The organism is Lysobacter sp. P5_B9 (genome assembly GCF_054049835.1).
This window is the reverse complement of the sequence record NZ_JBFULP010000004.1, coordinates 84,155-106,845: the sequence shown is the minus strand read 5'-3', so window position 1 is coordinate 106,845 and position 22,691 is coordinate 84,155. Positions and strand designations below refer to the sequence as shown.

Here is a 22,691-nt window from a genome sequence, read left to right as displayed (position 1 = left end):
GGCTTTGCCTCTAGAATCGCGCGCCATGAATCTGATGCATCGACTCGTCATCGCCGCGGGAACGCTCGCGCTTGCCGCCTGCGCCAGCCTCTCGCCGGCCCAGCGCGAGCACAGCGCGCGGATCGTCGCCGCGGCGCGGCCGACGGCGGTCGACTGCGCTGAGCTCAACAAGTGCGCGCAGCCCTCGCCCCTGCGCGACCTCGCCACCCGCGCGCTGACCGAATCCACCAGCGAACAGCCGCGCCATTACGCCCTGATCATCGAGCGCGGCCCAGACGCCATGCTTGCGCGCATCAACCTGATCCGCGCCGCGACCACGCGCATCGACCTGCAGACCTACATCTTCGATGAGGACGACGCCGGCCAGCTCGTGCTCGATGAACTGCTGGCCGCCGCGCGCCGCGGCGTGCAGGTGCGCGTGCTGCTCGACCAGTTGTCCGCACTCAAGCGCGTGGAGACCCTGGCGGCGCTGGCCGGCGCGCACGCCAACCTGGAAGTTCGCATCTACAACCCGGTGCTGCATCGCGCGCGCATCAACTATCCCCAGTATGCCCTCGCCGCCGCGTGCTGCTGGCGCAAGCTCAACCAGCGCATGCATTCGAAGATGCTGCTGATCGACAGCGCGGTGGGCATCTCCGGCGGGCGCAACTACCAGGACGACTATTACGACTGGAACGACCAGTTCAACTTCCGCGACCGCGACCTGCTCGTCGCCGGGCCGGCGGCAGCAACTATGGACGCCGCCTTCGTCACTTTCTGGAACGATCGCCGCAGCGTGCCCGTCGAGTACCTCGCCGACGTGGGCAAACGGCTGATCAAGGGCGGCGTGCCGACGCTGGCGCCGCCGGTGTTCGAGCGACCGGAGCGCGCCGCGGCGATGCGCCGCGACGCCGCCGACGCCGCCGTGGTCAGCGAACGGCTGGTGTCCGCCGCGATGCCGGTCGGCCAGGTGCATTACCTCTCCGATACGCCCACCAAGCAACGCAGCGCCGGGCGCGAGCACGAATGGAGCTCGGACACGCTGCGCCAGCTGATCGAAACCGCGCACAGCGAGGTGATCCTGCAGACGCCGTACCTGGTGATGTCCAAGCCGGCGCAGGCGATGTTCCGGCGCATGCACGAGCGCGAGCGCAGCCAGCGTCCGCGCGTGACGGTGTCGACCAATTCGCTCGCCGCGACCGATGCCTTCATCGCCTACGCGCTGTCGTACAAGTACAAGCGCCGCTACCTGCGCGAATTCGGCTTCGACATCTACGAATACAAGCCGTTCCCGCTGGACTCACCGATCGACGTCGCCGCCACCGGCGCGGAATTGCCGGAACTGTCCGACGAGGAGCAGGGCCCCAGCGAGGCCCTGGCGCTACCCGGTCCGGGCTCGGGCTCGGGGCCGGCGTCGGGAACGCCACCGGCATACACCCGCCGTGGCCGCGACAGCGACGCCAGCGACAGCCGCAGCGTCGTCTACCGCCCCTACCGCACGCCGCTGTCGCGCGAAGACACCGCCAAGCGCTATGCCCACCGCCGCGCCAACGAGCCGGTGCCGCTGCGGCGTGCCGGCGTGCGCGTCGGCCTGCATGCCAAATCGATCGTCATCGACGAACGCATCGGTGTGATCGGCACGCACAACTTCGATCCGCGCGGCGACAACTACAACACCGAAAGCGCGCTGGTGATCGAGGACCCCGCGTTCGCGCACGCGCTGGCCGAAAGCATCCGCCGCGATACCCGCCCGGAAAACGCCTGGGCGATCGCCGCGCGCGACAAGCCGTCGATGTTCTCCGGACTGGAATACTCGATCGGCAAGATGTCCGAAACCATGCCGATCTTCGACCTGTGGCCGATGCGCTATGCCACGAGTTACGAATTCGTCCCCGGACCCGACTGTCCCGAGCCGCTGCGGCGCAACCATCCACGCTTCCGTGCCTGTTACCGTCCGGTCGGCGACTTCCCCGAGGTCGATGTCGGGCTGAAGTCGCTGACCACGCGCATGTTCACCGCGTTCGGCGCTGGCCTGGCGCCGATCCTGTAACCGTCGCCCGCCACGCGGGCGACGACGTCCCCGGCGTTATTGCGGCTGCCCGCCGTGCAGGTAATCGAGAGTCACCTGCAACATCGCGCGCAGCCCGAGGTCGAGCGCGGATTCGTCCATGTTGAACTGCGGTGAGTGGTTGCCCGGCGCGGTGGCCGGATCGATGCCCTTGGCGGTGGCGCCGACGAAGAAATACATCGACGGCACTTCCCTGGCGAAGTAGGCGTAATCCTCGGCACCCATCTGCAGCGGCGGCTCGACCACGTTGTCCTTGCCGGCGACCGCTTCCAGGCTCGGGCGCATGCGCGCGGTGAGCTCGGGGTCGTTCAAGGTGACCGGGTTGCCCTTGGCGTCGGGCACCTTCGCTTCCACGGTCGCGCCATGGGCGGCGCCCACATGTTCGGCGACGTTCTTCAGGTCGGCGAAGATCTTCTCGCGCATGCCCAGGTCGAAGGTACGGATCGTGCCGGTCATCTCGACGTCGTCGGGAATGATGTTGAAGCGGATGCCGCCATGGATCGTGCCGAAGGTGACCACCGCCGGCAGCTTCGCCAGGTCGGTGCGACGGCTGACGATGGTCTGCGCGGTGCCGATCATGTCGGCGGCGGCGACGATCGGATCGATGCCGCCCCATGGCCGCGAGCCGTGCGTCTGCCGGCCGTGCACCTTGATCGTGAAGCGGTCGGACGCCGCCAGCATCGGTCCCTGGCGCACGCCGATCTGCCCGGCCTGCAGGGTGGAGAACACGTGCAGGCCGAAGATCGCGTCTGGCTTGAAGGTCTTGAACACGCCTTCCTCCAGCATCATCGGGGCACCGCCGTTCTCGCCCGGCGGCACGCCTTCCTCCGCCGGTTGGAAGATCAGCATCACCTGCCCGGGCAGGTCCTTGCGCATCGCCACCAGTGCGTCGGCGACGCCGAGCAGGATGCTGGTGTGGCCGTCGTGGCCGCAGGCGTGCATCACGCCGGTGCTCTGGCCGTTGAATGTCGCTGTCGCCTTCGATGCGAAGGGCAGGCCGGTCTGTTCGGTGACGGGCAGTGCATCCATGTCGGCGCGCAGCGCGACCTTCGGTCCCGGCTTGCCGCCTTCGATGATCGCGACCACGCCGTGGTGTGCGATGCCGGTCTGCGGCTTCAGGCCGAGCGCGCGAAGGTGTTCGGCGACCTTGGCGGCGGTGCGCTGTTCCTGGTTGGACAGTTCCGGGTTCTGGTGGAAGTCTCGCCGCCAGGCGACGACCCTGGCCTGCTCGGCCCGCGCCGCCGCGGCGACTTCCGGCCGCTGCGTGGCCTGGGCGTGGACGGTGAGCGCGCACAGCGCGAAAGGCAGGATCGCAAGGCGACGCATGGAGCACTCCGGGACGGAAAGCGCCGATGCTACCGCCAAAGTGCGCGCCGGCCCGTGCGCGATCTGGCCGCATGGCGCGCGGCGCAATAGCCGCCGTCCGCATGCGTTGTGCCGAGATGGGTGGGACGCCGGCGCCCATGGGCAGGTGCGAACGCTGCGGGTATCTTTCCCGGCGGGGATTGGGGCAAGGAGGAATCATGAAGCACCTGCACGTTGCGGCGCTGACCGTTGCCTGTTCGATGGCGCAGGCGGCGCCGCCCACTTTGGACGACCTGCTGCGCCGGCCGCAGTACGAATCGATGAGCCTGTCGCCCTCCGGCGAATACGTGGCGACGCGGGTGCCGCTGGACGACCGCACGGTCCTGGCCATCGTGCGACGCGCCGACATGAAAGTCACCGCGAGCGTGGATCCCGGCCACGAGGGCTTCGTCGATTCCTCGTTCTGGGTCAGCGACACGCGCCTGTATGCCGAATGGTCGATCCGCTGCGCAACGACCAGGAGCACGTGCTCATCGTCAGTTGCGTCAAGGTGCTGAAGAACGAATGCATTACCCGCCTGCGCAAGATGCGCACCGATGGACGCGGCACGCCCGAGGACATCGTCGATGGCGCCGCGCCGGGCGCGACGTTCCTGGTCGACCGCTTGGGCGCCCCGCACTTCAGCTGGGCGACGGACAACGACGACATCCAGAAGGTGTACCTGCGTCGCGGCGACGCGTGGGTGGCGATCAACGACGAGGCGGAGTCCGGCGTCGAAGTGATCCCCGTCGGGGTCAGCTACGACCGCCGCTTCGGCTACCTGTGGTCCGAGCGCAAGTCCGGCCCGGACGTGATCGAGCGCATCGACCTGGCGACGGGTGAGCGCAGCATCGTGGCGAGTGATCCGCAGTTCAGCCCGGCCGGGCTGGTGTGGTCGTTCGACGGCAGCGAACCGATTGGCGCGGCCTATGGCGTCGGGGTTCCGGTGATCCGCTTCTTCGACGACAAGCATCCGCACGCGGTGTTGATGCGCGACCTCGAGCGCACGTTCGCGGGCGAGATCGCGCGCGTCACCAGCACCAGCCGCGACGGACGTACCGCTCTGGTGACCGTCACCGGCGACCGCGAGCCGGGCCGCTTCTATCAGCTCGACACCACGACCGGCGACCTCAAAATGCTGGCGCGGAGCCGGCCCTGGCTGGATCGCGAGAGCCTGAGCGAGATGCGGCCGATCAGCCTGCGGGCGCGCGATGGCATCGCCCTGCACGGTTACCTGACGCTGCCCAAGTCGGGCAACGCGGCCGCGCCGCTCGTGGTGTTTCCGCACGGTGGTCCGTTCGGCGTGGAGGACGACTGGGGCTTCCACGACGACGTTCAGATGCTGGCCGCGCGCGGGTATGCCGTGCTGCAGGTCAATTTCCGTGGCTCCGGCGGCCGCGGGCGCGATTTCATGGAGTCCGGCTACCGCCAGTGGGGCGGCCTCATGCAGGACGACCTCACCGACGCGACCCGCTGGGCGACGGCGCAGACCGGGATCGATCCGCAGCGCGTGTGCGTGTGGGGCGAGAGTTATGGCGGCTACGCCGCCCTGATGGCGGTGGTGCGCGAGCCGCAGCTGTACCGTTGCGCGATCGGCATGGCCGGGCCCTACGACCTGCCCACCATGTACCGCTGGGGCGACGTGCACCGTTCGATCTGGGGCAAGGGTCAATTGAAGACGACGCTCGGTGAGGACAAGTTGGCGCTGGTGGCCAACTCGCCCACCCGCCACGCGGACCGCATCGAGGCGGCAGTGATGCTGGTGCAGGGCGGCCGCGATCAGCGCGTGTCGCCCGAGCATGCGCGCGCCATGAAGGCCGCGCTGGAGGCGGCCGGCAAACCGTACGAAGGTTATTTCCCTACGGACGAATCGCACGGCTTCTTCGCCGACAAATCGCGGCGCGAGTATTACTCGCGCGTGCTCGGCTTCCTCGACCGCTACCTGCAGCCGGACCGGGCCGCCACGCGTTGACCACCTCATGACGGATGGTGTCCGCACCGACACCACCCGTACTTAGACAGCGCCCGCCACGGCGTGCGAACCTGCACCCGAACCCATGCAGGCCTCGCCGATGAACGACGCAACCCGTCCCACTCCTCCCGCGCCGCTGCAGGGCGATGCCGCATTGCTGCGCGCGGTCGGTTCGTTCGCGTTGACCGCGGCGGTGATCAACGTGATCGTCGGCGGCGGCATCTTCCGCATGCCGTCGGCGCTGGCGACGCAGATGGGTGCGGCCGCGCCACTGGCGCTGGTGGCGGGCGCGCTGGCCATCATCCCGATCGCGTTGTGCTTTGCCGCGGTCGGCAGCCGCGTGCAGGTCACGGGCGGGCCGTACAGCTATCTCAGCGCGACGTTCGGGCCGTTCGCCGGTTTCGTCGGCGGCGCGCTGATGTGGATCAGCAACTTCACCTCGAGCGCGGGCGTCGCCGCCGCGTTGTCGGTGCAGGTCGCCAGCCTGGTGCCCGCGTTCGCGCCGCCGCTGCCGCGGGCCCTGCTGCTCACGTTCGTGTACGGGTCGCTGTTCGCGCTGAATGCGTTCGGGGTGAAGCTGGGTGCGCGCGCGATCACCACACTGGCGGCGTTGAAGCTGGCGCCACTGTTCGCGCTCGCGCTGCTCGGCGTGTTCTTCGTCGACTGGAGCCAGGTGAGCTTCGCGATCGGCGACGTGCCGTCGTGGGGCGCGCTGGGTGCATCGATGGTGCTGGTGATGTTCGCGTATTCGGGCATGGAAACCGCACTGGTGCCGTCGGGCGAGCTCAACAACCCCGCCCGCGACGTGCCGCGCGCGACGATGGTGGCGATCCTGCTGGTGGTGCTCCTCTACCTCGCGCTGCAGATCGTCGGCCAGGGCCTGCTCGGCGCGGGACTGGCGAAGAGCGGCGTGCCGGTAGCCGATACCGCCGGTGCGCTGTGGGGGCCCGGCCGCGTGCTGCTGCTGATCACCGCCTGCATCTCGATGACCGGCTTCCTGATGGGCAACCTGTTCGGCACCGCGCGCCTGGTGTTTGCACTCGGCCGGGACGGCTACCTGCCGCGCGTGTTCGGTACGGTCAGCCCCGCGCACCGCGTGCCGCTGTGGGCATTGGTCGTGCACGCCCTGCTGGCCTGGGCCCTGGCGATCGCCGGCAACTTCGACGCGTTGGCGCTGATCTCCGGCGGTGCGATCTGCCTCGTCTACGGGCTGGTCTGCCTGTCCGCCTGGCGGGCGCAGTCGCTCGACCTGCGCGAGCGCGGCGACCAGCCATTCGTGTTGCCCGGCGGCGCGTTGATCCCGGCGCTGGCGATCGCAGCGATGGTCGCGATCGTCACCACGTTGACCCGCAAGGAATGGCTGGCGATCGGCATCGCGCTGGCGGTGTTGATCGTGACCTACGCTTTGCTCCACCAGCGGCGCCGGGGGCGCTGACCCGCGCGTCTAGTCGAACGACGCGCAAGCACGGGTCATCACCTGCAACACCGCGTCCTGATGAAAGCGGGTCTGGTAGCCATCGACGATCGCGCGGATGCTGCGGCCGCGATCCGCACGAATGTCTTTGTCATGCGGCGGCGGCGCCCGCACCTGCGGTCGTCAGCAGGTTGGCATCGCGCGCGAGCAGCCAGCGGCCATCGCGCTTCTCCAGGATCGACAAGGTGTTGCCGGAGCGAACCACCGGCGGCTTGCCAGGCTGCGTCGCGGCTACCGTCAGTCGCGTGCGCATGAAGGCCCAGTCGCCCATCACGCGGATCTCATCGATCTCGCTGGCGCCATCGAACCGCATCGGCGTGCCGGCCTGCGCCGTTACCGCCGTTTCGAACTCGCGCTTGCCGAACGGCGGCCGACCGGCGACGAGAAAGACGACGTCGTCGGACATGAGTTCAAGCACCTTCGCGGTATCGCCGGTGCGCGTCGCCTCCATCCACGTCGACACCAACGCGCGGATGGCAGTTTCATCGTCCTGCTGCATGGCCGCTCCTCCCAGGCGTGGAACGCACGCAGCCTACCCAGCCGACCGCATCGGCCGGGTGATGCCGGGCGCTGACGGACGTCAGCGCTCGGTATCGGACGAATTGCGCTCGCGCGACCCGAGGAACAGGTTCGCGAACGCCGTCAGCCAGCCCCCCAGCCCCCCGGAACCCCGGTTGCGTTCTTCGGCGGTCTGGCGGAAGACCAGCGCCTGGTCCGCGAAAGGATGTTCGCCATTCACGCCCGCAGGCGTCCCGTAAGAATCGTGCTTGGTCACTTCTCTTTACCCCCCGGCTCGAGATGCGATTCCAGCATAGCCGGGTCCTGCGCGCGTGCGCTAGCCGCGATGCTCCAGCGCCAGGTATTCGGCCGACTGCATTTCGATCAGGCGCGAGGTCGTGCGTTCGAAGGCATGGGCGAGTTTGCTGCCGATGTACAGCTCGTCCGGCGCGGCCGCGGCGGTGCAGACGAAATTGACGTGGCGGTCGTACAGCTCGTCGATCAGGTGGACGAAACGGCGTGCCGGATCATTGCGGGTGTCGTCGAACTGGGGGATGCCGCCGAGCAGTACGGTGTGGTGTTCGGTGGCGATCTCGATGTAGTCGCTGGTCGCACGCGGCCCTTCGCACAGCGCGGCGAAGTCGAACCAGGCGTGACCCTCGCAGGTGGCACGCACGGGGATCTCGCGTCCATCGATCTCCATCATGCCGGACGGATTGACGCACGGATCCTGCGGCAGCCCGGCGGTGAGTTCGCCCCAACGCAGCGCCAGCCACGCGTCCGACTGCGCATCGAGCGGCGAGTGGTACACCGGTGACTTCGTCAACGCGCGCAGACGATAGTCGTTGGGGCTGTCGAGCAGCAGTTCGACCGTGTGCGCCTGCAACTGCGCAATCGCCGGCAGGAAGCGCTCGCGCTGCAGGCCGTGCGCATAAAGGTTCGCCGGCGCGGTGTTCGAACTGGTCACCAGCGCCACGCCTTCGGCGAACAGGCGTTCGAGCAGGCGCCCGAGCAGCATCGCGTCGCCGATGTCGTTGACGAAGAACTCGTCCAGCACCAGCACGCGCAGGTTGCGCCGCCATTCGCTGGCGATCTTCGCCAGCGGATCGCTTTCGCCGGCATGCTCGCGCAATGCGGCATGCACTTCGCGCATGAAACGGTGGAAGTGGGTGCGGCGCTTGCCGCCCTCACCCCACCGTTCGCGGGGCGAACGGTCCCCCCCTCTCCCGCTTTGCGGGCGAGGGGCGTCGGTGCGGCCTGCGGCCGCCACGTCTTCTAAGGGCAGGCCGTCGAAGAACAGGTCGATCAGGAAGGTCTTGCCGCGGCCGACGCCGCCCCACAGGTAAAGGCCGCGCGGGGTTTCCGGCTTCTTGCCGAACAGCGAATCCAGCAGCCCGCGCTTCACCGGCTGCGCGAGCAGTGCATGCAGGCGATCGAGTTCGCGCAACGCGGCGTGCTGCGCCGGATCGTCGCTCCAGGCGCCGCGCGCGACACCCTCGGCGTAGCGCCGCGAAGGCAACAGGACGGAGTCAGTCACCGGCGCGGATCCTGCCGGACACAAAGCCTTGGCATCGGTTCAATCCGCGATTGGGTTGGGCAGGTACGGCCGCACACCCACCTTGATCGCGCCGCGCAGGTCCATCAGGCGGCGGTGGAAGAAGTGGCTGGTGTCGGGCATGCGCACCAGTTCCGGCGGGTTGGGCAGGCCCTTGAGCGAATCCAGCCAGTCGTAGACGGCCTGCGGATCGACGACTTCGTCGGCATCGCCCTGGATCACCAGCCACGGGCAGTCCGGCGGCGTGATCGCGGCGAAGTCCCAGCTGCGGCCGGCGGCCGGCGGGGCGATCGAGACCAGCATGCCCGGCTGCAGTTCGGCGGCGCACCTGATCGTGACGAAGGCGCCGAAGCTGAAACCGGCCAGCCACAGCTGCGCGTCGGGGCGCCGCTCGCGCACCCAGCGCGCGACGAAGCGCAGGTCGTCGGATTCGCCCTCGCCATGGTCGAAGTGGCCGTGCGAGGCACCGGTGCCGCGGAAGTTGAAGCGCACCGTGGCGATGCCGCACTCGCGCAGCGCCCGCGCGGCCATGGTCACCACCTTGTTGTGCATGGTCCCGCCCTCGGTGGGCAGCGGGTGGCAGACGATGGCGACGATCGGCTGGGCCGGGCCTTCGGGCAGGTCGACTGCGGCTTCGAGGTCGCCGACGGGGCCGGGCAGGGTCAATGCCGCCGACTCGGCGGGGAACGTGGGTGCGCTCATGCGGGCATTCTACGGCGCGGCTGCAACCGACAGGCTTGATGAGCAGAACGACAACGCCGCCCGGAGGCGGCGTTGCGGAAGCGAGCGCGCGATGCGGCTTACTTGAGGTTGCCGACCATCCAGTCGACGGTGGCCTTGACCTGCTCGTCGCTGAGGGACGGGTTGCCGCCCTTGGCGGGCATCACACCGGCGCTGCCGGTGAAGCCTTCGATGGCGTGCTTGTACAGCGTGTCCTTGCCCTGGGCGACGCGCGGACCCCAGTGGGCCTGGTCGAGGGTCGGTGCACCGCCGGCGCCGGAGGTGTGGCAGCCGGTGCACAGCTGGCCGAAGATCACCGAGCCGTCGGTGGTGCCGCCGTAGGCGACCTGCGAGGCAGCCTGCGCGGCCGCGGCGGCCACGGCCGCCGCCTGGGCGGCGGCGCCGGTGGTGCCGGCGTAGACCGCGCCCGCCGGGGCGATGCGGTCCTGGGTCTTCTTCAGCGCGACCGGATTGACCTCCGGTGGCAGGTGCTGGTGCACGTAGAAGGCACCCGCGATCAGGCCGAGGGTGACCAGCATCAGGAAGCCGATCACCATGGAGAATTTCTTGAGGAATTCGAGGTCGTAATTACGCACGAGGGGCTGTTCCTGGGGCTTGTTCCCGGCCACGGAGCGGGCTGCGCCCGACCGGTCAAAGAGCGCGAATTATTCCAGAAGCGGGGGGCGGGCGCGAGTTTCCGCCGCCGAGGCGGCAGGAACGGGGTCGCGCTCAGGCCTCGAAGCCGCCCGGGGCGACCGCTGCGTCGCCGGCCACGTCGCGCCACAGGTGGTACATGACTCCGAACATGACCACGTACAGGGCCAGCACGAACAGCATGTAGAGCGGCAGGAACACGACCAGCGCCAGCAGCGGGTTCAGCAGGCCGAGTACGCCGGCGACCAGCAGCAACACCACCCCGGCCGCCATCAGCAGGGCCAAGGCCACCAGCGCCATCACCAGCAGCGGCAGCAGATTGCGCGCCGCGCCAGCCAGGCCTTCCACCACCGCGGTGCCGATGCCGCGGCCGCGCAGCGCGACCTGGCCCAGGCCGACCGCGAACACGGCCGCCACGAACAGCGCGAACAGTCCGGCCAGGCTGAAGAGTCCGCCCAGGCCCTCCGGCGGCGGTGGCATTTCCGGGGGCTTGCCGGGCGTGGCGTGCTGGAGGATCTCGGCCACGCCCAGGTACCAGTCCTGCAGGTTCTGCATCGCGTGCCCGAACACCGCGACCAGCAGCGACAGCGCGCCCAGCTGGATCAACAGCATGACGAAACTGAAACCGATCATCCGCTGCGCGTCGTGCGAGTTGCGGAACGGTGCGAGCACATCGGCGGCGTGCGCGGACTGGCCGCGTTCGCTGGCATCGATCACGCGCAGGTAGCCGCCCATCAGCGGCCCCAGCAGGACCACCGCGAGTACGGTGGTCAGCGCCGCGATGACCGTGGCGCCGCCCGGTCCCGGCCGCAGCACGAGGTGGGCGAACGCCTGCAGGAAGCCCGGCACCAGCGCCGCCACCATCAGCAACGCCGCGCCGCCAAAGATCGCGCGGGGATTGTTGCGCCCGGAGTTGAGGCCGCGTTTGAGCCAGGTGAGGCCGGCGAGCGGGCCGTTGGCGCGAGTAGTCATTACCGATGCATCTCCAGGGGGAAGGGCGCAGCCGCGAGATGGGGCCGCGCGCGGATAAGTCCAGTGCTCAGCGTGGCAGGGTGCGCGCGTGGCGCACGAAACGACGCAGCACCAGCCGCGCATGCGGCGTCGCGCTGACGCCGCGCGCCACCTGCTTGTGGCAGCGGCCCTCGTGGGCGAGCGCCTCCTCGCGGGCGCGCACGTAGCCGCGCATGTGGGTGGCGGAAAACTCGGGGTGGAATTGCACGCCCCAGGCGCGATCGCCCCAGCGGAACGCGTGGCAGGCGTCGTGCGCCGACTTCGCCAGCACCGTCGCGCCCTCGGGCGCGCGCAGCACGCTCTGCAGATGCGTCGCCTGTGCGGGGAACTGCGTCGGCAGGCCCGCGAACAGCGGATCGTGTTCGGCCTGCGGATGCAGTTCGAGTGCGACCGTGCCCATCTCGCGACCGGCCGGGTGGTAGTCGACCTCGCCGCCGAGCGCATGCGCGATCAGCTGGTGGCCGTAGCAGATGCCGAACAGCGGCAGCCCGTCGTGCGCGGCGTCGCGCAGCCACTGCGCGGAGCGTTCGCTCCAGTCGGCGCGGTCGGTGACCATCGCGCCCGAGCCCGTCACGATCGCGCCGGCGAAACCCTCGCGCGACGGCAACGCCTCGCCGGCTTCAACGTTCACCACCACCGCTTCGTCGCGTTCGAGTCCGGCGGCGACGCGGATCCAGTGCGGGAAGCCGCGATGGCGGCGCATGGAAGCGACCGGCTGGCCGGTCTCGAGGATCAGGAATGGGTGAGGATGCCGCGTCAAGCCGATGCCCTGTCGGCATCGGCTGCGGATCCGGACGCCGGGCGATGGATGGCCGGGCCGGATGATCCGAAGCCGATGCGGTTACGCCATGGACGGCACTGCAATGTCATTGGAACACCGTCAGGCGGGATCAAAAACCAGATTGTTCATTGGCCCGGGAGCGCGGAAAAACAAGCTGCCGCAAGGGCTGTAGCTATACTACCGCGCTTTGCCCCGCGGCCTTTCCGTACCCATGTCACAAGCCAGCGCGACGCCGTCGTCACCGATCACGTTCCAGCAGCTCATCCAGCGCCTCAACGCCTACTGGGGCGAGCGCGGCTGCGTGCTGATCCAGCCGCTGGACCTGGAGGTCGGCGCCGGCACCTTCCACCCCGCGACCTTCTTGCGCGCGCTGGGCCCGGAGCCGTGGAACGCCGCCTACGTGCAGCCCTGCCGCCGTCCCACCGACGGCCGCTACGGCGAGAACCCCAACCGCCTGCAGCGCTACTACCAGTACCAGGTGGTGATGAAGCCCAGCCCCGACAACATCGTCGAGCTGTACTTCGATTCGCTCAAGGCGCTGGGCGTGGATCCGCTGGTGCACGACCTGCGCCTGGTCGAGGACAACTGGGAGTCGCCGACGCTCGGTGCCTGGGGTCTGGGTTGGGAAGTGTGGTTGAACGGCATGGAGGTCACTCAGTTCACCTACTTCCAGCAGGCCGGCGGACTCGAGTGCCGGCCGGTGCTCGGCGAGATCACCTACGGCCTCGAACGCCTGTGCATGTACCTGCAGAACGTCGACAACGTCTTCGACCTGATCTGGACGTACGGCCCGGATGGCACGCCGGTCACTTACGGCGACGTCTACCACCAGAATGAAGTCGAGCAGTCGACCTACAACTTCGAGCACGCGAACGTGGAGGAACTGTTCCATCGCTTCGACGCCTGCGAAGCGGAGGCGCAAAAGCTGATCGAGCTCGGCCTGCCGCTGCCGGCCTACGATCAGGTCTGCAAGGCGTCGCATTCGTTCAACCTGCTCGATGCGCGCCGCGCGATCTCGGTGACCGAGCGCCAGCGCTACATCCTGCGCGTGCGCAGGATCGCCCAGGGCGTGGCGGAGGCGTATTACGCGCAGCGCGAGAAGCTCGGATTCCCGGTATTGAACAAGTCCAGGAAGCCGCAGGAGGTTGCGTGATGAGCATGCAGCCCCTGCTTATCGAACTGGGTACCGAAGAACTCCCGGTCAAGGCGTTGTCCGGACTGGCACAGGCCTTCTTCGACGGTGTGCTCGATGGATTTGCCAAGCGCGGCATCGCCTTCGATCGCGGCGAAGCCAAGCCGCTGTACACGCCGCGCCGCCTCGCGGTGCGCCTGCCGGGCGTGGCGACGGAGCAGCCGGAGCAGACCTCGGAAGTGCTCGGCCCGTATCTCAACATCGCGCTCGACGCCAACGGCGAACCGACCAAGGCCTTGCAGGGTTTTGCCGCCAAGGCCGGAGTCGAATGGACCGCGCTGGAGAAGACCAGCGACAACAAGGGCGAACGTTTCGTCCACCGTTCGGTGAAGCCGGGCGCGCGCACCGCGGCGCTGCTGCCGGAGATCATCAACGAGGCGCTCGCCGCCATGCCGATCCCCAAGCCGATGCGCTGGGGCGACCACGACTACGGCTTCGCCCGCCCCATGCACTGGCTGGTGCTGCTGCTGGGCAAGGACATCGTCGAAGGCAAGGTGCTCGGCATCCGCGCCGACCGCATGAGCCGCGGCCATCGTTTCATGTACGACAAGCCGGTGTGGATCAACGGCGCCGACGAGTACGTGGACGCACTGCGCGGCGCCAAGGTGCTGGTCGATCCGGACGAGCGCCGCGCGCGCATCGTCAGTGAGGTAGAGCACAGCGCGCAGGCCGGTGGCGGCAGCGCGCGCATCGATGCGGGCATCCTCGAGGAAGTGAATGGCCTCACCGAATGGCCCAAGGCCATCGCGTGCAGCTTCGAAGCCGACTTCCTCGCCGTGCCGCAGGAAGCACTGATCGCGACGATGGAAGCCAACCAGAAGTTCTTCCCGGTGCTGGATGGCGACGGCAAGCTGAGCGAGCGCTTCATCGGCATCGCCAACATCGAATCGAAGGACGAAGCCGAAGTGCGCAAGGGCTACGAGCGCGTGATCCGCCCACGCTTCGCCGATGCGCAGTTCTTCTTCACCGAGGACATGAAGCAGGGCCTGGCCTCGATGGCCGAAGGCCTGAAGACGGTCACCTACCAGGCCAAACTCGGCACCGTCGCCGACAAGGTCGCACGCGTGGCCGCGCTGGCCGAGGCGGTAGCAAAGCAGGTCGGCGTCGATGCGCAGCTGGCGCGGCGTGCGGCGGAACTGTCCAAAGCCGACCTGCAATCGCGCCTGGTCAACGAGTTCCCGGAACTGCAGGGCATCGCCGGCCGCTATTACGCCGCGGTGGAAAGCCAGCCGATCGAAGTCGCGAACGCGATCGACGAGGCTTACATGCCGCGTTTCGCCGGCGATGCGATCGCACCATCCAAGTTGGGACAGGTGCTGGCGATCGCCGAACGCCTGGACACGCTCACCGGCGGCTTCGCCGCGGGCCTCAAGCCGACCGGCAACAAGGACGCCTTCGCCCTGCGCCGCAATGCGCTCGGCCTCGCGCGCACACTGATCGAGGGCGGCATCGACCTCGACCTCGACGCGACGCTGGCCAAGGCGCGCGACACCGTCGGCGCGATCGCGCTGGACAAGGCGCCGGCCGCGCCCGCGAACATCGATGAGCTGCGCGACTTCATCATCGACCGCCTGCGCGGCTATTACGCCGACCAGGACGTGCCGCCGCAGCAGTTCGAAGCCGTCGCCGCGCTGCGTCCCGCTTCGCTGCTCGACTTCGATCGCCGCCTCAAGGCCATCGCCGAATTCGCCAAGCTGCCCGAAGCCGAAGCGCTGGCCGCGGCCAACAAGCGCATCCGCAACATCCTGCGCAAAGTCGAGGGTGAAGTCCCCACCGCGATCGAGCCGGCGCGCTACACCGAAGCGGCCGAACGCGAACTCGGCGCCGCCGTCGACGCCGCCTGCAACGACACCGATGCGCTGCTGCAGTCGCGCGACTACGTCGCCGTGCTCGGCCGTCTGGCGCGCCTGCGCCCGCAGGTCGATGCCTTCTTCGACCAGGTGATGGTCAACGTCGACGACATGGCGGTGCGCAACAACCGCCTCGCGCTGCTCAAGCGCCTGGGCGACCGCCTCGGCAGCGTGGCGGCGATCGAATACCTATCGATCTAGTGCTCGCGCGTGGCACCGGCGCTGCAACGGGCGGCGCCGGACTGGGTGTCGTTCCGTGTGATGGCGCCCGCGGAATGATCGGCGCCGTTAAGCACGCTTTGACGCTCCACGGTTATCCTGCCGCGATGCCCTGTCTCCCCCGACTCAGCACGCGGTTCGTGTTCGCCCTGGGCCTGCTGGCGGCCGGCAGCGCGCACGCCGCGACCGTCACCAGCGTGGACATCCGCGGGCTCGACGAAACGATGGCGCTCAACGTGCGCGTGTCGTTGTCGCTGGTCGACGCGATCGGCAAGGACGTGTCCGGCCGCCGCCTGGCGTACCTGCTGCGCGAGGCCGAGCAGGAGACGCGCGAGGCGCTGGAGCCGTTCGGCTACTACTCGCCGAGCATCACCGTCGAGCGCACCCGCGATGGCGTGACCACCGTGGTGGGCGAACCTAGTGCTGACACCACACCCGCCGACACCACGCCAGTCACGGACGCGGCCGCGCCAACGGCGGCCAGCGAAGCGGCGCCGCCCGGCGAGCGCCGCGCGAACACCTCTCCCGTCACCGTCACCATTACCGTGGCACTGGGTGAGCCCGTCACCGTGCGCCGCGCCAACATCGCCATCGAAGGCGCGGGCGGCACCGACAAATACCTGCGCGAGGACCTCGGCAAGTTCCTTCCACAGTCCGGCGGCGTCTTCGACCACACGCAGTACGAGGCCAGCAAGGCGCGCATCACCCGCCGCCTGGCCGAGCGCGGTTACTTCGATGCGGACTTCCTCAACCGCCAGGTCGCGGTGACGCGCGCCGAACATGCCGCCGACATCGACCTGGTCTGGACCAGCGGCGAACGCTACGACATGGGGCCGATGACGATCACGCAGTCGCCGAAACACATCATCCGCGACAGCCTCATCGATCGCCTGGTCTATTGGAAAGAGGGCAGCTACTACCACCAGGGCAAGCTCGACCGCTTCCGCGAGTCGCTGGCGCGGCTCGACTACTTCGCCAGCATCGACATCCAGCCGCAGCCGGAAAACGCCGTCGATGGCCGCGTGCCGGTCATCGTCACCCTGACGCCGGCCAAGCGCAGCATCTACACCGCCGGCTTGAGCTACGGCACCGACAGCGGCGCCGGCGTGCGCCTCGGCCTGGAGCGCCGCTACCTCAACAACCGCGGCCACAAGCTGCTGACCCAGCTCGACTGGGCGGAGAAGCGCAAGACCGCGACGGTGCAGTACCGCATTCCCGCGTTCGCGTGGATCGACGGCTGGTACACGATCAGCGCGCAGTACTACGACGAGCAGACCGATTACATCGACACGCGCAAGATCGAGCTGGTCGGCAGCCGCAGCGGCCAGGTCAATGAGCGCCTCAACGTGGCGGCATCGTTGCATGCCCTGCGCGAACGCTGGGCCTATGCATTGCCGGACGACGGCACGGGCGCGCTGGCGCCGGTCCAGTACAACTACGCGACCTTCCTCTACCCGGCCCTGCGCGGCGAGTACATCGACGCCGACAACCGCCTGTTTCCGCGCGATGCCTTCGGGCTGACCGTCGAGCTGCGCGGTGGCGTCAAAGGGGTGGGTTCGGATGCCAGCTTCCTGCAGGCATGGGGCGTGGGGCGCTGGTACCGCGGCCTGGGCGAACGCAATCGCCTGATCCTGCGCGGCGAAGCCGGCTACACCTTCACCAACGCACTCGTCGACATGCCGCCCAGCCTGCGCTTCTACGCCGGCGGCGACCGCAGCATCCGCGGCTACGCCTATCGCGAAGTGGGGCCGTTCTTCGTCGCCGACGACGGCAAGAAGTACGCGCTCGGCGCCAAGAACGTGCTGACCGGCACGGCCGAATTCGAGCACTACTTCAACGACACCTGGGGCGCCGCGGCGTTCGTCGACGGTGGCGACGCCTTCGATGACGATCGCCCCGACTTCCACACCGGCGTCGGCTTCGGCGTGCGCTGGCGTTCGCCGGTCGGGCCGGTGCGCCTGGACATCGCGCACGGGTTGTACGACCCGGATTCGCAGTACGAGATCTACCTCAACATCGGCGCGGATCTGTAGGCAGGCACATGGCGAAGAAGCGGCCAGTCATGACCCCGGTAGAGCGCGACGCGCACGAGGCGCGCATCGCCGAGCTGCGCGCGAAGCGACGTGCCCGCCTGCGTTGGCTCGCGATCCGCAGCAGCATCGTCGCCGCCGTATTGATGTTGGGTGCCGTCGCGCTGCTGTACTGGCTGCTCACCACCGTCGGTGGCCGCGACGTGCTGCTGGCACAGATCCAGCAGCGCCTGCCGGCCGAGGCGAGGCTGAGCTGGGAGCGCGCCGAAGGCCCGGCTTCGGGGCCGCTGGTGCTGCACGGCGTGCGCTTCACCTATGTCATGGCCGACAAGGACGGCAAGCGCGATCCTCAGCATCCGCGCCTGCTCGAGTTCACGGCGAAGCGCGCCATGGTCGATCCCGCGTTGCGTCCGCTGCTCGGCCGCCRCCTGCGACTGGATGCGTTGCAGCTGGACGGCGCGACGCTGGAGATTCCCGAAAGCGACGAGCCTTTCGAACTGCCGCGCTGGCCCGAATCCCTGCCGGCGATCCGGCCGCCGTTGGACCTGCAGGCCGACGACGTGCGCATCGACGGTTTGCGGGTGACGCAGGACCGCCAGCCGCTGATCGACATCCGCCGCCTGCGCACCGGCATGGACGCGCGCGCGGGCGCATTGCATGTGGAATCGCTGGACGCCGACACCGACCGCGGGCATTTCCATGTGCACGGCGACTACGCGCCGCGCGACGATTACCGCGTGGACCTCGTCGCCACCGCGGTACTGCCCGCATCGATGGGGAGCACCGCGCCGCGCCTGGGGCTGGTTGCGCGTGGCGATCTTGCGCGCATGGACGTCGGCCTCGCCGGCCGCGCGCCGGCACCCGTGCGGGCGACGCTCACCCTGCACGGAAAGGACCAGCCGCGCTGGCGCCTGCACGCGCAATCCGAGGCGCTGGACCCGGCGCTGCTGACCGAAGGCAAGCCGTCCGGCACGCCGCTGCGCCTGCGCTTCGATGCCGACGGCGTCGGCGGCGAGATGGCCCTGACGGGCGAATTCGCGCAGGGCGATTTCAATGCCACCGTGCTGCCGTCTCGGCTGCGGATCGAGAACGAAGTCCTCGAAGCCAAGCCACTGACCCTGCGCGTGTTCGACGGCACTGCGACCTTGCGCGGCCGCGCCGACTTCAACGATCCGGAAAACGCCACGCTGCGCTTCGCCGTCAACGCGCGCGGCCTGAAGTGGGGTGGGGCGAAGACGACGCCGAAGACACCGGCGCAGGCGGCCAGCGACACGCCACTGGTCGAGGCCGACGCCGACCTCGGCATCGCCGGCACGTTGCAGCATTGGGCCGCGATCGGCCATGCCACGCTCACGCGCGAGGGCGAGCGTGCGCAGGTGCAGTTCGACGGCCGTGGCAACGAGTCGCGCATGACCCTGAAGCAATTGCACGCGCAGATGCCCAGCGGTGCGCTCGACGCGAGCGGCGACGTGGCGTGGACGCCGGCGCTGGGCTGGAACCTCCAAGCCACGCTGGCCGGTTTCGATCCCGGTTACTTCGCGCCGGAGTGGAAGGGGGCGTTGCGCGGCCGCTTCAGCACGCGCGGCGTCACCCGCGGCGATGGCGGCCTCGACATCGCCGTCGATGCGCCGCAGATCGATGGCCGCCTGCGCGGACGGCCGCTGCAGGGCCGCGGCCGCTTCGTGATGCGTGGCGCGGCCACGAAGCGCGCGCAGGATGCCTACGAAGGCGAGGTCGCGCTCACCCTCGGCGGCAGCCACATCGACGCGAAGGGCCGGGTGACGGACACGCTCGACGTCGATGCGAAGTTCCAGCCGCTGCAGTTGAACGACTTGTTGCCCGACGGCGCCGGTACCCTGCGTGGCACATTGCGGCTGACCGGCGCGCGCACTGCGCCGAACGTCGACGCCGACCTCACCGGCAGCGGCCTGAGTTATGCCGGCTACCGCGCCGCAACGGTGAGTGCGCACGGCCGCCTGCCGTGGCGCGGCGGCAGCGGGGCGCTGGCGATCCGCGCAAGCGGGCTCGACGTCGGTACGCCGGTCGAAACATTGACCCTCGATGCGCGCGGCGCGGTGGAGGACCTGCAACTGCAGGGCGAGGCGCGTGGCGAGATCGGCACGCTCGCGTTGAGTGGCAGCGCGGCCAAGCGCGGCAATGCCTGGCAGGGCGCGCTCGCCTCGTTGCAGTTGGCTCCGGTCAAGGGCGCGCAGTGGCGCCTGCAGCAGGCTGCGCAATTCCGTTGGGACGGACGCAGCGGCGCGCTGTCGAATGCATGCCTGGCATCGAGCGGCGGCGGTTCGCTGTGCGCGAACGCCGACTGGCCGCGTCGCGGCCTCGACGTGCGCGGCGAATCGCTGCCACTTACGCTGCTGCTGCCCTACTTGCCCGAACGCAGCGACAAGCGTCCGTGGATCCTGCGCGGCGACATCGCGCTCACCGCCGAAGTGCGTCCGGTCGGCAACGCGTGGCGCGGTAGTGCGCACCTGACCTCGGCCAGCGGCGGCATGAAGTTCAGCGAACGCTCGCGCACCGAGATCGTGCGCTACGGCGGCCTCGATCTCAGCGCGACCTTCGATCCGCAACGCCTCGCTGCTGAACTGCACACCACCTTGAATGACGATGGCCGTTTCGATGCGCGCATCGCCACCGGCTGGGACGCCTATGCGCCGCTCACCGGCGAGGTCGCCCTCAATACCGACGAACTCGTATGGATGGAGCTGTTCTCGCCCGACATCGTCGAGCCGAAAGGGCAGCTCGAGGGCCGCATCACGCTCGCCGGCACGCGCGCGCAACCGTTGCTGGGCGGCAATGCGCGCCTCACCCGTTTCAGCACCGAACTGCCTTCGCTGGCGATCGAGCTGCAGGATGGCGACGTGCGCCTCGACGCCCGGCCGGATGGCAGCGCGCGCATTGCCGGCAGCGTACGTTCCGGCGAGGGCACCCTGCGTATCGATGGCACGCTCGGCTGGCAGGGTGACGACACGCCGCTCGTGCTCGCCCTGCAGGGCGAGAACGTGCTGCTCTCCGATACGCGCGACCTGCACGCGGTTGCCAACCCCGATGTGCAGGTGCGCTACGTGGCGAAGCAGCCGCTGCAGGTCACCGGCACCGTTACCGTGCCGTCGGCGCGACTCGACCTGGAGCGCCTCGACCAGGGCGTCTCCGCATCGCCCGACGTCGTCGTGCTCGATCCGGCCAACCCGGAAGAGAGCGGCGAGGCGCCGCTCGACATGGATCTCACCATTGCGCTCGGTGACGACGTGAAGCTCGCCGGCTTCGGCCTCAACGGCACACTCGGCGGTCGCCTGCGCGTGCGTGCGCGGCCGGGCCGGGAGATGACCGCGAGCGGGCGCCTCGATGTCGAGGGCCGCTACACCGCCTACGGCCAGGAACTGCAGATCACCCGCGGCGCACTGGTGTGGTCGAACGGCCCCGTCGCCGATCCCATCCTCGACATCCGCGCCGAGCGCGAAGTCGGTGAGGTCACCGCCGGCATGGATGTCACCGGTCGTGCGGCCTCGCCGCAGGCGCGGGTATGGACGGATCCGGCCACTTCGCAATCCGAGGCGCTGTCGTACCTCGCGCTGGGCCGCCCGTTGGCGAGCGCGAGTGGCGACGAAAGCCGCCAGCTCAATGCCGCCGGCGCCGCGCTGGCGGCCGGCGGCGGCATGCTCGCCTCGCAGCTGGGCGCGGCGATCGGCCTCGACGACGCCGGGGTGTCGGAAAGCCGCGCGCTGGGCGGCAGCGTGCTCGGCATCGGCAAGTACCTGTCGCCGAAGGTATACGTCGGCTACGGCGTCTCGCTGCTCGGCACCGGCCAGGTGCTCACGTTGAAGTACCTGCTGCGCAAGGGCTTCGACATCGAGATCGAATCGAGCACGGTGGAGAACCGTGCCTCGGTGAACTGGCGCAAGGAGAAATAGCGGGTCCGCGGCGGCGCGCGCGTCCCTAACGCGGGCTTTCCCTCGCGGCATGTATAACCCGTCGCATCGTCGGCCCATCGGCCGCACGGCGGAGGTTGCCATGGCCGAACTCGCTTCCGATGTTCCCGCACGGGCCGAACTGCCCGCGGACCTGGCCGAATGCGATCGCGCGCTGATGTCGATCGGCCCCAAGATCAAGGTACTGAAGGCGATCGACTGGCCGGCCGAGCTGGAGCAGCGCTTCCTCGACAGCTGGCAACGCGGCGCCCCGGAACTTCCGGTGCCACCAGCACCGGCGCAGGCGCTGGGCGACGAGGTGGCGGCGCTCGAGGCGCTGATGCGGCGCATCGACCGCGGCCATCCGATCGGCCACTGGCTGTTCAAGACCGCCTGGAGCTATGCCGTGGCCGCGCGCATGCTCATGCATGCCGGTACGCCGGAGTTCACCCGCTGTTCGACGATGTTGTACGGGCGGCCCGACTTCAAGTACCGCAGCCAAGACGTCACCAACGCCGACAGCGCGCGCGAGATGATCGCGATCACCGACGATCTGGTCGGCGACACCAGGCTGCCGCCGGTGCCATGCGATATTCCCGCGGACGAATTCGCGCAGCGCCTGCGCGAGCGGCTCGGTCCGTTCTTCTCGCACGACCAGGTCGACGTGGTGCTGGACCCGGCGTTGTCCTCCAAGGCCACCGCCGGAAGCAAGCGGATCAGCCTGCGCGCGACCGCGCTGTTCTCCGAACGCGACCTCGAGCAGCTGACCCAGCACGAGGCCTTTATCCACACCCTGACCCTGCTCAATGGCAAGCACCAGCCGAACCTGCGCTCGCTCGGCCTGGGCTCGCCACGCACCACCCGTACGCAGGAGGGCCTCGCCACCTTCGCCGAGATCATCACCGGTGCGATCGACATCGCGCGGTTGCGACGCGTTGCGCTGCGCGTGGTGATGGTGAAGCAGGCGCTCGACGGCGCCGACTTCATCGAGGTGTTCCGTGGTTTTCTCGATGCGGGCCAGAGCGACGTCGAGAGCTATCGCAGCGCCTCGCGCGTGTTCCGCGGCGGCGACGTGCGTGGCGGGATCTGCTTCACCAAGGACGGCGCCTACCTGGAAGGCGTGATGAGCGTCCATTTGTTCATTCGCAAGGTATTGCAGGACGGGCGCGGCGAACTGCTCCGCCTGCTGTTCGCCGGCCGCGTGACCATCGCCGACGTGATCACCCTGGCGCCCTACCGCGACGCCGGGCTGATCGTGCCATCGGTGTACCTGCCGCCGTGGGCGAGGGATCCGCAGCGCGTGCTCTCCATCATGGCGTTCTCCGCCGCCACCCAGCGCCTGCGGCTGGATCGGTTCGAGCTGCAGAACATCGTCGACTTCGAGGACCAGGTGATCGCGGAGTCGGGCGTGGGGGCATGAG

At 69.0% G+C, this 22,691-nt stretch carries 18 protein-coding genes; 9 read left to right on the top strand and 9 right to left on the bottom strand.

Features of this window, described 5'->3' with window-relative positions:
* Positions 1–25 precede the first annotated feature (25 nt).
* Entirely contained in the window at positions 26–2,029 is a 2,004-nt protein-coding gene (locus ACXJJ9_RS09900) for a phospholipase D family protein (RefSeq protein ID WP_457097024.1), read from the top strand.
* Between the two features lie 36 nt (positions 2,030–2,065).
* Here the strand turns inward: ACXJJ9_RS09900 and ACXJJ9_RS09895 are convergent, their stop codons facing one another.
* On the bottom strand, positions 2,066–3,373 hold the full coding sequence (locus ACXJJ9_RS09895; RefSeq protein ID WP_457097023.1) for an amidohydrolase: 1,308 nt from the start codon (positions 3,371–3,373) through the stop codon (positions 2,066–2,068).
* A 197-nt stretch (positions 3,374–3,570) separates the two neighbouring features.
* Between ACXJJ9_RS09895 and ACXJJ9_RS09890 the strand changes: the two genes are divergently transcribed.
* From ACXJJ9_RS09890 to ACXJJ9_RS09880, 3 genes are all read left to right on the top strand, one after another.
* Entirely contained in the window at positions 3,571–3,909 is a 339-nt protein-coding gene (locus ACXJJ9_RS09890; protein WP_457097022.1) for a hypothetical protein, read from the top strand.
* Complete coding sequence (locus ACXJJ9_RS09885; protein ID WP_457097021.1) at positions 3,846–5,363, top strand: alpha/beta hydrolase family protein; 1,518 nt, start codon at positions 3,846–3,848, stop codon at positions 5,361–5,363. Before ACXJJ9_RS09890 ends, ACXJJ9_RS09885 begins: the two co-directional genes overlap by 64 nt.
* Before the next feature lie 100 nt (positions 5,364–5,463).
* The gene (locus tag ACXJJ9_RS09880) at positions 5,464–6,798 is read left to right on the top strand and encodes an APC family permease (protein ID WP_457097020.1); all 1,335 of its coding nucleotides are present in this window, start codon (positions 5,464–5,466) and stop codon (positions 6,796–6,798) included.
* Positions 6,799–6,807: 9 nt separating this feature from the next.
* Here ACXJJ9_RS09880 and ACXJJ9_RS09875 read toward each other — a convergent pair whose 3' ends face one another.
* The 8 genes from ACXJJ9_RS09875 to ACXJJ9_RS09840 form a co-directional block, all read right to left on the bottom strand.
* Entirely contained in the window at positions 6,808–6,951 is a 144-nt protein-coding gene (locus tag ACXJJ9_RS09875; protein WP_457097019.1) for a DUF3574 domain-containing protein, read from the bottom strand.
* Entirely contained in the window at positions 6,929–7,336 is a 408-nt protein-coding gene (locus ACXJJ9_RS09870; protein ID WP_457097018.1) for a YybH family protein, read from the bottom strand. Before ACXJJ9_RS09870 ends, ACXJJ9_RS09875 begins: the two co-directional genes overlap by 23 nt.
* Positions 7,337–7,417: 81 nt before the next feature.
* Positions 7,418–7,612: a hypothetical protein gene (locus tag ACXJJ9_RS09865; protein WP_457097017.1), complete on the bottom strand. Its 195-nt coding sequence runs from the start codon at positions 7,610–7,612 to the stop codon at positions 7,418–7,420.
* Between the two features lie 60 nt (positions 7,613–7,672).
* Positions 7,673–8,872: a cell division protein ZapE gene (zapE, locus tag ACXJJ9_RS09860; protein ID WP_457097016.1), complete on the bottom strand. Its 1,200-nt coding sequence runs from the start codon at positions 8,870–8,872 to the stop codon at positions 7,673–7,675.
* A 39-nt stretch (positions 8,873–8,911) separates the two neighbouring features.
* Complete coding sequence (locus tag ACXJJ9_RS09855; RefSeq protein ID WP_457097015.1) at positions 8,912–9,592, bottom strand: alpha/beta hydrolase; 681 nt, start codon at positions 9,590–9,592, stop codon at positions 8,912–8,914.
* 98 nt (positions 9,593–9,690) lie between these two features.
* Positions 9,691–10,206 carry a c-type cytochrome gene (locus tag ACXJJ9_RS09850; protein WP_310054746.1) on the bottom strand — a complete coding sequence of 172 codons (516 nt, stop codon included), beginning with the start codon at positions 10,204–10,206 and terminating at the stop codon, positions 9,691–9,693.
* A gap of 133 nt (positions 10,207–10,339) precedes the next feature.
* Complete coding sequence (locus ACXJJ9_RS09845) at positions 10,340–11,236, bottom strand: hypothetical protein (RefSeq protein ID WP_457097014.1); 897 nt, start codon at positions 11,234–11,236, stop codon at positions 10,340–10,342.
* Positions 11,237–11,303: 67 nt separating this feature from the next.
* Entirely contained in the window at positions 11,304–12,035 is a 732-nt protein-coding gene (locus ACXJJ9_RS09840) for a glutamine amidotransferase (protein WP_310054743.1), read from the bottom strand.
* 232 nt (positions 12,036–12,267) lie between these two features.
* Between ACXJJ9_RS09840 and glyQ the strand changes: the two genes are divergently transcribed.
* The 5 genes from glyQ to ACXJJ9_RS09815 all read left to right on the top strand — a co-directional run bounded on the left by glyQ (position 12,268) and on the right by ACXJJ9_RS09815 (position 22,690).
* A complete protein-coding gene (gene glyQ, locus ACXJJ9_RS09835) occupies positions 12,268–13,209 on the top strand; it encodes a glycine--tRNA ligase subunit alpha (RefSeq protein WP_457097013.1) in 942 nt (313 codons plus the stop codon).
* Positions 13,209–15,299: a glycine--tRNA ligase subunit beta gene (gene glyS, locus ACXJJ9_RS09830; protein WP_457097012.1), complete on the top strand. Its 2,091-nt coding sequence runs from the start codon at positions 13,209–13,211 to the stop codon at positions 15,297–15,299. Before glyQ ends, glyS begins: the two co-directional genes overlap by 1 nt.
* Before the next feature lie 125 nt (positions 15,300–15,424).
* The gene (locus ACXJJ9_RS09825) at positions 15,425–17,350 is read left to right on the top strand and encodes an autotransporter assembly complex protein TamA (protein WP_457097011.1); all 1,926 of its coding nucleotides are present in this window, start codon (positions 15,425–15,427) and stop codon (positions 17,348–17,350) included.
* Between the two features lie 29 nt (positions 17,351–17,379).
* On the top strand, positions 17,380–21,273 hold the full coding sequence (locus ACXJJ9_RS09820; RefSeq protein ID WP_457097010.1) for a translocation/assembly module TamB domain-containing protein: 3,894 nt from the start codon (positions 17,380–17,382) through the stop codon (positions 21,271–21,273).
* 100 nt (positions 21,274–21,373) lie between these two features.
* A complete protein-coding gene (locus tag ACXJJ9_RS09815; protein ID WP_457097009.1) occupies positions 21,374–22,690 on the top strand; it encodes a flavohemoglobin expression-modulating QEGLA motif protein in 1,317 nt (438 codons plus the stop codon).
* The last annotated feature ends 1 nt before the right edge of the window (position 22,691 follow it).

What these genes read in the sequence shown, in the direction of transcription:
- ACXJJ9_RS09900 (WP_457097024.1), top strand. Translation starts at nt 26, where the DNA reads ATGAATCTGATGCATCGACTCGTCATCGCCGCGGGAACGCTCGCGCTT.
- ACXJJ9_RS09895 (WP_457097023.1), bottom strand. Translation starts at nt 3,373, where the DNA reads ATGCGTCGCCTTGCGATCCTGCCTTTCGCGCTGTGCGCGCTCACCGTC.
- ACXJJ9_RS09890 (WP_457097022.1), top strand. Translation starts at nt 3,571, where the DNA reads ATGAAGCACCTGCACGTTGCGGCGCTGACCGTTGCCTGTTCGATGGCG.
- ACXJJ9_RS09885 (WP_457097021.1), top strand. Translation starts at nt 3,846, where the DNA reads ATGGTCGATCCGCTGCGCAACGACCAGGAGCACGTGCTCATCGTCAGT.
- ACXJJ9_RS09880 (WP_457097020.1), top strand. Translation starts at nt 5,464, where the DNA reads ATGAACGACGCAACCCGTCCCACTCCTCCCGCGCCGCTGCAGGGCGAT.
- ACXJJ9_RS09870 (WP_457097018.1), bottom strand. Translation starts at nt 7,336, where the DNA reads ATGCAGCAGGACGATGAAACTGCCATCCGCGCGTTGGTGTCGACGTGG.
- ACXJJ9_RS09855 (WP_457097015.1), bottom strand. Translation starts at nt 9,592, where the DNA reads ATGAGCGCACCCACGTTCCCCGCCGAGTCGGCGGCATTGACCCTGCCC.
- ACXJJ9_RS09845 (WP_457097014.1), bottom strand. Translation starts at nt 11,236, where the DNA reads ATGACTACTCGCGCCAACGGCCCGCTCGCCGGCCTCACCTGGCTCAAA.
- glyQ (WP_457097013.1), top strand. Translation starts at nt 12,268, where the DNA reads ATGTCACAAGCCAGCGCGACGCCGTCGTCACCGATCACGTTCCAGCAG.
- glyS (WP_457097012.1), top strand. Translation starts at nt 13,209, where the DNA reads ATGAGCATGCAGCCCCTGCTTATCGAACTGGGTACCGAAGAACTCCCG.
- ACXJJ9_RS09825 (WP_457097011.1), top strand. Translation starts at nt 15,425, where the DNA reads ATGCCCTGTCTCCCCCGACTCAGCACGCGGTTCGTGTTCGCCCTGGGC.
- ACXJJ9_RS09815 (WP_457097009.1), top strand. Translation starts at nt 21,374, where the DNA reads ATGGCCGAACTCGCTTCCGATGTTCCCGCACGGGCCGAACTGCCCGCG.